General features: G+C 70.6%; 12 protein-coding genes. 5 read left to right on the forward strand and 7 right to left on the reverse strand.

What is annotated here, in order from left to right; translation table 11 throughout:
- The first annotated feature begins 93 nt into the window (after positions 1 to 93).
- Entirely contained in the window at positions 94 to 1,959 is a 1,866-nt protein-coding gene (locus LCH29_RS25460; RefSeq protein WP_446464041.1) for a CASTOR/POLLUX-related putative ion channel, read from the forward strand.
- Positions 1,960 to 2,081: 122 nt separating this feature from the next.
- On the opposite strand, the gene LCH29_RS25465 is transcribed toward LCH29_RS25460, so the two are convergent.
- From LCH29_RS25465 to LCH29_RS25475, 3 genes are read right to left on the reverse strand one after another with little or no spacing between them, the layout of a single operon-like run.
- Positions 2,082 to 2,852 (reverse strand): hypothetical protein, encoded by a 771-nt coding sequence (locus LCH29_RS25465; protein ID WP_446464042.1) that lies wholly within the window; start codon positions 2,850 to 2,852, stop codon positions 2,082 to 2,084.
- A gap of 33 nt (positions 2,853 to 2,885) precedes the next feature.
- The gene (locus LCH29_RS25470) at positions 2,886 to 4,112 is read right to left on the reverse strand and encodes a cation:proton antiporter (protein ID WP_446464043.1); all 1,227 of its coding nucleotides are present in this window, start codon (positions 4,110 to 4,112) and stop codon (positions 2,886 to 2,888) included.
- A gap of 7 nt (positions 4,113 to 4,119) precedes the next feature.
- Positions 4,120 to 4,611 carry a cation:proton antiporter regulatory subunit gene (locus tag LCH29_RS25475; RefSeq protein WP_184502882.1) on the reverse strand — a complete coding sequence of 164 codons (492 nt, stop codon included), beginning with the start codon at positions 4,609 to 4,611 and terminating at the stop codon, positions 4,120 to 4,122.
- A gap of 168 nt (positions 4,612 to 4,779) precedes the next feature.
- On the opposite strand from LCH29_RS25475, the gene LCH29_RS25480 reads away from it, so the two are divergent.
- Positions 4,780 to 5,187 carry a hypothetical protein gene (locus LCH29_RS25480; protein WP_446464044.1) on the forward strand — a complete coding sequence of 136 codons (408 nt, stop codon included), beginning with the start codon at positions 4,780 to 4,782 and terminating at the stop codon, positions 5,185 to 5,187.
- 125 nt (positions 5,188 to 5,312) lie between these two features.
- Positions 5,313 to 5,723 carry a DnaJ family domain-containing protein gene (locus LCH29_RS25485; protein WP_446464045.1) on the forward strand — a complete coding sequence of 137 codons (411 nt, stop codon included), beginning with the start codon at positions 5,313 to 5,315 and terminating at the stop codon, positions 5,721 to 5,723.
- Positions 5,724 to 5,791: 68 nt separating this feature from the next.
- Here LCH29_RS25485 and LCH29_RS25490 read toward each other — a convergent pair whose 3' ends face one another.
- Together LCH29_RS25490 and LCH29_RS25495 are read right to left on the reverse strand one after the other, a co-directional pair.
- A complete protein-coding gene (locus LCH29_RS25490) occupies positions 5,792 to 6,178 on the reverse strand; it encodes a VOC family protein (protein WP_179935291.1) in 387 nt (128 codons plus the stop codon).
- 88 nt (positions 6,179 to 6,266) lie between these two features.
- Positions 6,267 to 7,037: a VOC family protein gene (locus LCH29_RS25495; RefSeq protein ID WP_446464099.1), complete on the reverse strand. Its 771-nt coding sequence runs from the start codon at positions 7,035 to 7,037 to the stop codon at positions 6,267 to 6,269.
- 303 nt (positions 7,038 to 7,340) lie between these two features.
- Here LCH29_RS25495 and LCH29_RS25500 point away from each other — a divergent pair, with 303 nt between their 5' ends.
- Complete coding sequence (locus LCH29_RS25500) at positions 7,341 to 8,618, forward strand: cytochrome P450 (RefSeq protein WP_446464046.1); 1,278 nt, start codon at positions 7,341 to 7,343, stop codon at positions 8,616 to 8,618.
- 235 nt (positions 8,619 to 8,853) lie between these two features.
- Here the strand turns inward: LCH29_RS25500 and LCH29_RS25505 are convergent, their stop codons facing one another.
- Positions 8,854 to 9,228, reverse strand: a complete 375-nt coding sequence (locus LCH29_RS25505; RefSeq protein ID WP_446464047.1) for a nuclear transport factor 2 family protein — start codon at positions 9,226 to 9,228, stop codon at positions 8,854 to 8,856.
- A 128-nt stretch (positions 9,229 to 9,356) separates the two neighbouring features.
- Between LCH29_RS25505 and LCH29_RS25510 the strand changes: the two genes are divergently transcribed.
- Positions 9,357 to 11,234, forward strand: a complete 1,878-nt coding sequence (locus LCH29_RS25510) for a S9 family peptidase (protein ID WP_446464100.1) — start codon at positions 9,357 to 9,359, stop codon at positions 11,232 to 11,234.
- On the opposite strand, the gene LCH29_RS25515 is transcribed toward LCH29_RS25510, so the two are convergent.
- Positions 11,122 to 12,000 (reverse strand): SURF1 family protein, encoded by an 879-nt coding sequence (locus tag LCH29_RS25515; RefSeq protein ID WP_446464048.1) that lies wholly within the window; start codon positions 11,998 to 12,000, stop codon positions 11,122 to 11,124. The genes LCH29_RS25510 and LCH29_RS25515 overlap by 113 nt on opposite strands.
- Positions 12,001 to 12,074 lie beyond the last annotated feature (74 nt).

The following is a 12,074-nucleotide window of genomic DNA, read 5'->3' on the forward strand; positions in this document are numbered from 1 at the left end:
CCGGCAGCCGCACCCCCGTAACCCTGCGAGAATGATCAACTGCTCTGGGAGACCGTAAGACCGGTGGGTGGCCGGGGGGATAGGGGACGTGCGATGAGGCTGCGGGACCGGCTGCGGTACTGGTTCGACGGCACCATGGACCGGGGGACGCCCGCCCTGATCGGCTGGCTCGGCCTCGCCTCCCTCGCGTTGATCGCCGTGGTCTCCACGCTGGTGGTCGCCCTCTCCCACGAGGACACCCGGAAGAGCGGCGGCTGGACGGGCGTGGTGTGGATGAGCCTGCTGCGCACGCTCGATCCGGGCACCATGGGCGGGGACACGGGCCACCCGCTGTTCCTGGTGCTGATGCTCACGGTCACGATCGGCGGCATCTTCATCGTCAGCGCGCTCATCGGTGTGCTCACCACGGGCCTGGAGAACCGGATCCAGATGCTCCGCAAGGGCCGGTCGCGGCTGATCGAGCGCGGCCACACGATCGTGCTGGGCTGGTCGGACCAGGTGTTCACGGTGATCGCCGAGCTGGTGGAGGCCAACCAGAGCGCCCGCCGTTCCTGTGTGGTGATCCTCGCCGACCACGACAAGGTCGACATGGAGGACCAGATCCGCGACAGGATCCCCGTGACCGGCCGCACCCGGGTGATCTGCCGTTCCGGAAGTCCGCTGGAGCGGCGCGACCTGGAGCTGGTGAGCCCCGACACCGCCAAGTCGATCATGGTGTTGCCGCCGGTCGGGGACGACACCGACACGGACGTCATCAAGGTGCTCCTGCTGCTCAACAGCCGGAAGTGGAAGGGCGCGCGGCCGAACGTCGTGGCGGCCGTGGAGAGTTCGGACAACCTGCCCGCGGCCCGTCTCGCCGCCGGTACGAACGCGCTGATCATCGACGCCGACGACATCGCCGTACGGCTCATCGCCCAGGCGCACCGGCAGTCGGGGCTGTCCAGCGTCTTCAACGAACTGCTCAGCTTCGAAGGCAACGAGTTCTACTTCCACACGCAGCCCGCGCTGGCGGGTGCGACGTACGCGGACACCCTGGCCCACTACACGCAGGGCATGGCCGCCGGGCTGCGCCGCGGCGACGGTGAGGTGCTGCTCAACCCGCCGATGGACACCGTGGTCCGCGCCGACGACCAGCTGCTGGTGATGGCCGAGGACGATCTGCTGATACGCCCCGCCGAGACCCCGCCCGGGATCGTCCCGTCGGCGATCACCACGGCGCCCGGGCGGCCGCCGGTGCCGGACCGCACCCTGGTGATCGGCTGGAACTCCCGGACGTCGAAGCTCATCACGCTGCTGGACAGCTTCGTCGAACCCGGCTCGGCGGTGGACATCGCGGCGCCGCGGCTACCGCGGAAGGGAGTGCCGGAGGGGCTGAAGAACCTGACGGTCGGCCACAAGCGGTGCGAGCCGACCCGCAGGTCGTCCCTGGAGGCCCTCGACCTCGGCCGCTACCAGCACATCGTGGTGCTGTCCGACGACACCATCGACCCCCGGCGCTCCGACGACCGGACGCTGGTGACGCTGCTGCACCTGCGCGACATCGAGGTGCGGCTCGGTGACCCGTACTCGATCGTCACGGAGATGAACGACGACAGCAACCGGGAGATCGCCCAGGTCACCAAGGCCGACGACTTCATCGTCAGCACCAAGGTGATCAGCCTGCTGCTGACCCAGCTGACCGAGAACCGCGACCTGTACACGGTGTTCATCGACCTCTTCGACCCGGAGGGCTCGGAGATCTACCTCAAACCGGCCACCAACTACCTGGTGCCCGGGGCCGAGGCCAACTTCGCGACGGTCATCGAGGCCGCGCGGCGGCGCGGCGAGACGGCCCTCGGCTACCGGCTGGCACGCCACGCCGACGTGCCGCCCGCCTACGGTGTCCGCCTCAACCCCGACAAGGCCGCCCCGCTGGTCCTGGACGAGGGCGACGCGATCGTCGTGCTGGCGGAGGAGTAACGCTTCTGCGGGCCGGGCCCGCGAGTAGCGGCGCAGGTTCACATCGCCCTCGATAGGGGCCGCCTCGCGGAGCCACAGCTGCTGGCGCGCAGGGCCTGGCCGTCGGGGTGGGACAGCCGGGCCTAGGCGAGGTTGAGGTGGCGGGGCATCCGGGCCCCGCTGAGGTTGACGTGTCCTCGCGCGCGCAGCCGCTTGGCGTGCAGGTCGTTGCCGACGGACAGGTTCTCGGCGTGCAGGGCGATGCCGCCGGGGGCGTGGAGTTCACTGTCGTCGAGGTTCACCTGGCCGGTGACGGTGGCCTCGTTGAGCCGTATCATTCCGTGGGCAATGAGGCCCTCGGCCCGGACGTCGGCGCCTATGGCCGCGTTGTTGAGCTGGAGCAACGGCTGTTCGCAACGGGTGTCCGGAGTGCCCAGGCGCGCCCCGTCGAGGAAGAGCCCTCCGGTGATCTGCGCCCCCGCGAGCCGCACCGGGCCCGTCGTGCGGCACCTGCTCATCCGCAGGACGCCCTCGGTGTGCAGGGCCCCGGCCGTGAGCTCGGGAAGGGTGGAGTCGCTGAACACCAGGACGCCCAGCCGCGCCCCGTACAGCTGCGGGGTCCGCTCGAAGTGGCAGGACCGCAGCCGTATGGCGTGCTCGACCACCCCGTACTTCAGGCGCAACTCCCCGGTGATGCGCGCGCCGGTCAGCTTCAGGCCCGCCACCTCGCCGTCGCGGGTGGGCCCGCCGAGCAGCAGCGCGCGCAGCACCTCGGCCCGTATGGTCCGCTCGGGCCCCCAGGAGCCGCCGTGTTCGGGATCGTCGTCGGCGCCTTCGCGGAAATCGACGCCCTCATCGAGCGGGAAGGCCCGCCAGACGCGCCGCTCCGCCGGTGTCAGGTCCGTGATCTCCACCGGCGGGATCGTGTCGCGGGGGTGTTCGGGGTGTCAACCGCGCTGTGTTTCGCGGGCCTTCGGCTCGGCGGCGGCGGTATCGGCTGCGGGGGCCGCGGCGGGCTTGGGGCGGATGAGGCGGCGCGCCAGGGGCTCGGTCCAGCGGGCGGTGAGGGGGCCGATGATGACCAGGATCAGGACGTACGCCGTGGCCAGGGGGCCCAGCGACGGTTCGATGCCCGCGGTGACGGCGAGTCCGGCGATGACGATGGAGAACTCGCCGCGCGCGACCAGTGTGCCGCCCGCCCGCCAGCGGCCCTTGACGGAGATCCCGGCGCGCCGCGCGGCCCAGTAGCCCGTGGCGACCTTGGTGCAGGCGGTGACGACGGCCAGCGCGAGGGCGGGCAGCAGGACCGGCGGGATGCTGGCGGGGTCGGTGTGCAGGCCGAAGAAGACGAAGAAGACGGCGGCGAACAGGTCGCGCAGCGGGCTGAGCAGATTGTGGGTGCCCTCGGCGACCGAGCCGGTGAGGGCGATGCCGACCAGGAAGGCGCCCACGGCGGCGGAGACCTGGAGCTGCTGGGCTATCCCGGCGACCAGCAGGGTCAGGCCCAGCACCACCAGCAGCAGCTTCTCGGGGTCGTCGCTGGAGACGAAGCGGGAGATGTGGCGGCCGAAGCGGACGGCGACGAAGAGGACGAGGCCTGCGACGCCGAGCGCGATGGCCAGGGTGACGCTGCCCGCGGCCAGCCCGACACCGGCCAGCAGGGCGGTGACGATCGGCAGGTAGATGGCCATGGCCAGGTCCTCGAGGACCAGGATGGACAGGATGACCGGGGTTTCGCGGTTGCCGAGCCGGCCGAGGTCGCGGAGGACCTTGGCGATGACGCCGGACGAGGAGATCCAGGTGACCCCGGCCAGCACCACGGCTTCCACCGGGCCCCAGCCCAGCAGCAGCGCCATGACGGCGCCGGGCAGGGCGTTGAGCGTGGCGTCGACCAGCCCGGCCGGGTACTGGGTCTTGAGGTTGCTGACCAGATCGCTGGCCGTGTACTCCAGGCCGAGCATCAACAGCAGCAGTACGACGCCGATTTCGGCGCCGATCGCGACGAACTCCTCACTGGCCCCGAGCGGCAGCAGCCCGCCCTCGCCGAAGGCCAGCCCGGCGAGCAGATAGAGGGGTATGGGCGAGAACTGGAAGCGTCCGGCGAGGCGGCCCAGCAGTCCGAGGCCGAGGATGACCGCACCGAACTCGATCAGGAAGACGGCAGAAGAGTGCATCCGTCTGTCACTCCCGCCCCAATATCGCCGCGGCGGCTTCCACGCCCTCGCGCGTGCCGATCACGATCAGGATGTCCCCACCGGCCAGCCGGAAGTCCGGGGTGGGGGACGGGATGGCGTCCGCCCGGCGCAGCACGGCCACGATGGAGGTCCCGGTCTCGGTGCGGGTCCGCGTCTCGCCCAGCACCCGCCCGTTCCAGTACGAGGACGGGGACAGCTCGATCCGCTCGGCGACCAGCCCCAGCTCGGTGGTGGACAGCAGCGTGGGACTGTGGTGCGCGGGCATCAGCGCGCTGATGAGCGCCTCCGCCTCGCCCGGGGTGAGCCGGGTGGACAGGGCGCACTCGTCGGGATCGTCCCTCCGGTACGCGCTCAGCGTCCGTTCGCCGTCGCGGTGCGCGACCACCGACATCCGGCCCTGGTCCCGCGTCGTCAGGTCGTAACGGACTCCGATGCCCGGCAACGGCGTACTGCTCAACCGCGGAACACCCACAGCCATCCCCTTGTTCGTGCGCGACTTCCCGCTGGTCGCGCGGGTCGAAGTGTCGTCCGGCCACCGTAACAAATGGTAAAGAGTAAGTAATGGGGGGAAGTGCTCCGGGGCCCGGTGGAACAATCCGCGTTCGGGTGTCCGTACCCCGGGAGACGCACGAGAAAGACGGTGATCATGATCGAGTGGCGGCCGCTCAGCGTCGGCATGAGGCCCGTTCCGGAGCCCGTCGCCACCCCGGTCATCTGGTCCGCGGCCTTCGCCGGGGCGCTGCTGCTGGTGGCCGTCCTCAACTCGCTCGGCGGCCATGGTCGGCCGACGCTCGCCCTGATCGCCCTGTCGCTGTTCGCCGCCGTGCTCGGGCTGTGCGCGCGGTTCGTGGCGGCGCCGGGGACGGCCGTGCTGTGCTGGCTGTTCCTCAACGGCTTCGCCATCCCGCCCGTCGGCGTGCTGACCTGGGCGGGCGGCCGCGACGGCACCTGGCTCGCGTGCCTGCTCGGCGCGACCGTCGTCGGCACGGCCTGCGCCCGCGTCGTCAACGCCCGGGCGGGCTACCGGCGCATCACGCCGCGCGACCACGGCTGACGGGAGGCTCTGGAAGCGGGGCCGGGCGTCGCTGTTCCGCGAAGCGGGGCCGGGCGTCGCTGTTCCGCGAAGCGGGGCCGGGCGTCGCTGTTCCGCGGCCCTCGGCTCGGAGGAACAATGGCAGCATGACCGAGCGCAAGCCACCGGGCATCAGTTTCGAGACATGGGCCGACCGGCAGATCCGGGAGGCGGAGGAGCGCGGAGACTTCGCCGACCTGCCGGGCAAGGGCAAACCGCTGCCCCACCTGAACAGGCCGTATGACGAACTGTGGTGGGTCAAGGAGAAGATGAGCCGCGAGGGCCTGTCGTTCCTGCCCCCGACGCTCGTGCTGCGCAAGGAAGCGGAAGACGCGCTCGCGGCCGCGGCGGAGGCACCGTCCGAGCGGGCGGTACGCGAGATCATCGCGGACGTCAACGACAAGATCCGCGAAGCGATCCGGCACCCTCCCCCGGGCCCGCCGCTCCATCTGGCGCCCTTCGACGCCGACGAGATCGTCCGGGAGTGGCGGGAGCGGCGGCCAGAAGACCAAGGCTGACCTGGGCTGACGGGTCCGGCGCGGCCGGGGCGCGGGGCCCCGGCCACACCGGACCGCCCTTGAGAGGGCTACTCCTCGTTGCCGTAAGGCCGGGTGATGATCTCCATGCCATGACCGGCCGGGTCCATGAAGTACAGCCCGCGGCCGCCGTAGTGGTGGTTGATCTCGCCCGGCTGCTTACCGTGCGGATCGGCGTAATACGTGATGCCCTGCTCCCGTATCCGCTGGAACGCCGCGTCGAATTCCTCGTCGGAGATGAGGAACGCGTAGTGCTGCATGGTGATCGACTCGGCAGGGATACTGGCGAAGTCCAGGGTGACCCCATTGCTGGTGGAGACCGGTATGAACGGGCCCCAGGCGTCCCCCACCTCCAAGCCCAGAATATTGGCCAGGAATTCGGCGGATTCCCGGTTGTCCCGGGAGTGGACGATGGTGTGATTCAGCTCGACTGACACTGTGGAATGCCTCCAATTAAGGCAATCTCACGGGCACCTCCATGCCTCACCCGGCCGGTGACCGACACGCGATGCCGTATCTCCGATCCTAGGCGTCGTCCCGCTCGCCCGTCGAGCCTCGTTGGACGGCCGCCACGCTGAAGATTCCGCCCTCCGCGTCGCGGAGTGCCGCGACGCGGCCATAGGGGGTGTCGACCGGCGGGGAAACGACGCTTCCACCCAGCGCCACGGTGCGTTCGGCGACCCGGTCGACGTCCTCGACCCGGAAATAGGCATGCCAGCGGGGCCGTACATTCGGATCGGGGGCGGCCTCCAGGGCGCCGCCGCGCAGCCCGGCCACCGCCTTCCCATCGATGTGCAGGACCACCCGGTCATGCTCGAAGCGGACGTCGCACCGCTCCCGCGCCTGGGCGTCCCAGCCGAAGACATGGCCGTAGAAGAGCGCCGCGTCGAACGCGTCACGCGTACGCAATTCCAGCCAAACGGGGGCGCCCGGTCTGCGCTCGCCCCACCAGGCGGAGGTGAGATCGCCCTCCCAGATGCCGAAGACGGCGCCGTCCGGATCGGCCGCCCACGCCACTCGGCCGTTGCCGAATTCCAGTGGCCCGACCGCGACCGTGCCCCCGCGCTCCTGGACGCGCCAGGCGACCTCGTCCGCGCTGTCCGCAGCGAAGTACGTCGTCCAGGTGACGGGCAGGGTCACCCCCGCCGTCGGGGCCGACGCACCGATGCCGACCGTCGGTACGCCATCCTCGGTGCAGGCGATGGTGTAACGACCGTGCCCGTACCGCGTGGGCCGGAACGTCCAGCCGAAGAGCTCTCCGTAGAAGGTGTGCGCGCGGTCCAGATCGGCTGCCATCAGGCTCACCCAGCAGGGTGCTCCCTGGACAGCGCGGAACCTCTCCCGCAAGCCGCTCACCTCACTCCGCTCACTCCGCATCCATCGCGACGCACGGCCTGGCGCTTCCCTTCCGCGCGCAGCCCTCATCGCTCGCGCGTGACGCCCGATATCTTCACTTTCCTCCGATCCTCCGGTCCGCGCCACCGCACTGCTCATGAGACGGGCCGGAGAGCGGCCGCCGCGCACCTGTGGTACATCACACCGGGACGCGTCTGCCAACGTGTGACGGACGACCCTCCGCGGCAGGGCAGTATTGCGCCCATGTCGAATCTCCGCTCGAACATCGTCACGTGGCTGGGCCGCAAGTACTTCACGAAGATTCAGAAGAACGGGTTCGATCTGTCCAAGATGTCGTTTCTCCCGGATGCCACGCTGGCACCGCTGAAGCGCGACGGACTCGACCCCGTGGCCGATCTCTCCAAAACCCGGGCAAAGGAACCCATCAGCAAGATTTGGCTCCCTTTCGGGATCAACGGCTGGCTCGTCACCGGGTATGACGAGACCAAGGCGGTACTCGGAAAGGCGAAGGGATTCAGCTCCGACTTCACCAACCTGGCCGAGAAGGCCGTCGGCGTCGCCGAACAGCAGCATCCCGGCGGCCTCGGCTTCAGCGATCCACCGACGCATACGAGACTGCGACGGCTGCTGACGCCCGAATTCACCATGCGGCGGCTCAGCAGGCTCACCCCGCGCATCCACGCCATCGTGGAGGAGCGGCTGGACGAGATGGCCGCGGCCGAGGGGCCGGTCGACCTGGTGGAGATGTTCGCGCTCCCCATTCCGGCCCTCGTCATCTGCGAACTGCTCGGCGTTCCGTACGAGGACCGCGATGACTTCCAGCGGTACAGCACGGCGCGGTTCGATCTGTTCGGCGGCGCGAACGCGTCCCTCGGCGCCATGTCGGACTCGCTGTCGTATCTCCATGGAATCGTCCGCAAGCAGCGTGAATCACCGGGTGACGGGCTGCTCGGCATGCTGGTGAAGGAGCACGGCGACGAAATCGACGACCAGGAGCTGGCGGGGCTGGCCGACGGGGTGCTGACCGGCGGTCTGGAAACCACCGCGAGCATGCTGGCGCTGGGCACGCTCGTACTGCTCCAGGCCCCCGAACAGTTCGCGGCGATACGCGACCAGGAAGACGTCGTCGACCGTTTCGTGGATGAGCTGCTGCGTTATCTCTCCGTCGTCCAGGTGGCGTTCCCGCGGTTCGCCCGCGAGGACATGGAGATAGCGGGCACGAAGATATCCGCGGGCGATCTGGTGCTGTGCTCGCTGAGCGGAGCGAATCGCGACGAGAAGCTGGGTCCGGACATGGAGCGGGTCGACCCGCACCGGCAGACGGCGTCTCATCTGGCCTTCGGCCACGGCATTCACCGCTGCATCGGCGCCGAACTGGCCAAGATGGAACTCAGGGCGGCCTATCCCGCGCTGGTCCGGCGATTCCCCGAGATGCGGCTGGCCGTGGATGCCGACAAGCTCAAGTACCGGAAGCTGTCGATCGTTTACGGCGTCGACGCGCTGCCGGTGACGCTGCGCTAGGCGAACGCCGGAGGGGACACACCGGAGGGGCGTCGGGGACGGGGAGAGAAGGGGGCGAGGGCGGGGAATCGAGGGGTGGATACGGGGAGCTGGGGGCCTGTCAGGTGGGGACCTGACGGGGCGGGACCTGCTGAGTGGAGTTCCGCTGGGCGGGGATCTGCTGGGTGGGGATTCGCTGGGTGGGGATCTGCTGGGTGGGGATCTGCTGGGTGGGGATCTGCTGGGTGGGGATCCGTCAGAAGCGCTCGGTCAGTTGCTCACGCCCGGCCGGCGGCTCGTCCGCACGGGGCCAGAAGTCGGTGATGGTCTGGATCCTGCCGTCCGGAGCCGAGGTGAAGAAGCTGATGCCCTGCGTCTCCTCCTCCTCGTCGCTGAACCGGACCCAGGAGACCGCCTGGGTGTCGTCGGCGACCACGCGCTCGACCTCCAGGCTCCACTCGCCGAGCTGCTCGGCGTTGAAGCGGACCACGCCGTCCCGGCCGACCACCCGCTCCCGGGTCTGCGGAAGCTCGTAGCGGACGTCGTCGGCAAGGGTCGCGCCGAACGCCCTCCAGTCCCTGGCCTGGGCCGTGGCCCAATATGTCTCCACGGTCGCGGCTATGTCGCCCATCGTCGCCCCCTCCGTTCCGGCCCATCTGTCCATGCCCGCCGGGAACGTTATCCACAGGCGCGAGGGGACGCCAGCGCGGATGTCGGGGTGCGGCGCAGAATGGGGTCATGACTGAGAGCACGGAGTCCATGCCGGACTGGGAAAAGCGGTTTCGGGCACCGCGAGTGGGGTTGCCGGAGTGGGCGGAGGACGCCCCCGAGCGGTCGCTGTTCGTCTCGAACGCCACGGGCACATACGAGCTGTACGCATGGGATCGCGCGACCGGCGCGCAGCGGCAGGTGACGGACCGGCCGAACGGGACGACGGACGGGGTGCTGGCCCCGGACGGCCGGTGGATCTGGTGGTTCTCGGATACCGATGGTGACGAGTTCGGGGTGTGGCTGCGCCAGCCCTTCGACGGCGGCGACAGCGGCGGCGACGGGACAGGCGTCGGCGAGTCCGGGGAGACGGCGGGGGCGGACGAGCCCGCGGCGCCCGGCCTCGACCCCTCCTATCCGGCGGGTCTCGCGCTCGGCCGGGACGGCACGGCGATCGTCGGCCGGTCCACGGACGAGGAGGGCTCGACGATCCATGTGGTGGCGCCGGGGGCCGAGCCCCGGGAGATCTACCGCCACCGGGAGTCGGCCGGAGTGGGCGACCTGTCGCACGACGGGACGCTGATCGCGGTCGAGCACACCGAGCACGGCGACGCCATGCACTCGGCGATCCGGGTCGTCCGGCTGGACGGGACGGCGGTCGCGGAGCTGGACGACACCAAGAGCGGCACCGAGGAGCTGGGCCTGTCCGTCATGGGCTTCGCACCGGTCGCCGGGGACACCCGGCTGCTGGTCGGGCACCAGCGGCGGGGCCGGTGGGAGCCGATGGTGTGGGATCCGGTGACCGGGGTGGAGACGGCCCTGGCCATCGATCTGCCGGGCGATGTCGGCGCGGACTGGTTCCCGGACGGCTCGGCGCTGCTGGTCGCCCACGACCACCAGGCGCGCGGCGAGCTGTGGCGGTATGAGCTGGCCTCCGGTGAGCTGACCCGCGTCGAGACCCCGGCCGGGTCGATCGGGGGCGCCTCCGCGCGGCCGGACGGCACGATCGAGTTCCTGTGGTCCTCGGCGGAGCAGCCGCCGCAGGTGCGGTCGACGAGCGGGCGGACCGTGCTCGACCCGCCGGGGCTCAAGGCCCCCGTGTCGGTGCCGGTGAGCGACGCCTGGGTGGACGGGCCGGGCGGGCGGGTGCACGCGCTGGTGCAGAAGCCCGAGGGCGAGGGCCCCTTCCCCACGGTCTTCGACATCCACGGCGGGCCGACCTGGCACGACAGCGACGCGTTCGCGGCGGGCCCGGCGGCCTGGGTCGACCACGGCTTCGCCGTCGTCCGGGTCAACTACCGCGGCTCGACCGGGTACGGGCGGGCGTGGACGGACGCGCTCAAGCACCGGGTCGGGCTGATCGAGCTGGAGGACATCGCGGCGGTCCGGGAGTGGGCGGTGGCCTCGGGGCTGGCCGACCCCGAGCGGCTGGTGCTGTCCGGCGGTTCCTGGGGCGGCTATCTGACGCTCCTGGGCCTGGGCACCCAGCCCGAGGCCTGGGCGCTGGGCCTGGCCGCGGTCCCGGTCGCGGACTACGTGACGGCCTACCACGACGAGATGGAGGCCCTGAAGGCGATGGACCGCACGCTCCTCGGGGGCACCCCGGAAGAGGTGCCGGAGCGCTTCGAGGCGTCCTCCCCGCTGACCTACGTGGACCAGGTGCGGGCGCCGGTCTACATCTCGGCCGGGGTGAACGACCCGCGCTGCCCGATACGGCAGATCGACAACTACGTGGAGCGGCTACGTCAGCGCGGCGCCCCGCACCAGGTGTACCGCTACGACGCGGGGCACGGCTCGCTCGTGGTCGAGGAGCGGATCAAGCAGTTGCGCTTGGAGATCGATTTCGCTCAGCGTCATCTGAATCTTCCTGGTCCGGGGCGCGGTCCTGCCGCGGACCGGGCGGAGGAGCCGCAAGCCCGTCCGGAGTGAGGCCCAGCGCGAGGTCGCGGGCGGCCTCGACCTCGCGCCGGAAGAGCCGGAACCACATGAAGACCACGAAGCCCGCGAAGACGAACCACTCACCGGTGTAGCCGAGGTTCTGGAACGCCTTGAGGTCCAGCCCGGTGCCCTCCGCCACGACGGGGGGCACCGGCCGCAGGGCCCCGGGCGCCTGGGAGGAGGTGATCCACGCGTCGTACACCGAGTACGGCACCAGGTTGACCAGCGAGGCATCGCTGATCATGCCCAGCTGACCGCGCGGCAGCGCGCCGCTCGCGGTCACCCCGCCGCTGCCCTCGTGCTCGGTCGCCTGGAGCGCCCCGGTGACCGTCACCCGGCCGGACGGCGGCGCGGGCACCTCGGCGGTGTCGGCCTTGGAGGAGGCGTCCCCGGGCAGCCAGCCACGGACGACGGGCAGTGCCTTGCCCCCGTCGGTGCGCAGCAGCGTCAGTACGTAGAAGCCGGTCCGGTCGCCGAGTCGCCGGTCGGGAACGAGGAGTTGGTGTTCGGTGTCGTACCGGCCGGTGGCGGTCGCCCGCCGCCCGGAGGTCTCCGTGGTGACCGGCAGCAGGTCGTGCAGCGGCTTCGCCGCGGCCTTCTCGGCGCCGGACGCGTCCTCCTGCTGCTGCTCGTGCGTGTCGATGCGCGTCTCGAAGCGGCTGAGCTGCCAGCTGCCCATGAAGAGGCAGAACGGGATCGCCAGCACGGTGAACACGTTGATCACCCACCAGCGGGGTGTCAGCAGAAACCGATACACACCCCCACGGTACGGGCCCCACGGCGGGCCCCCGGCGGCGGGCCCCGGCTTGACGCCGCCGCGAGGACCACGAC

Source organism: Streptomyces sp. BRA346 (assembly GCF_052851135.1).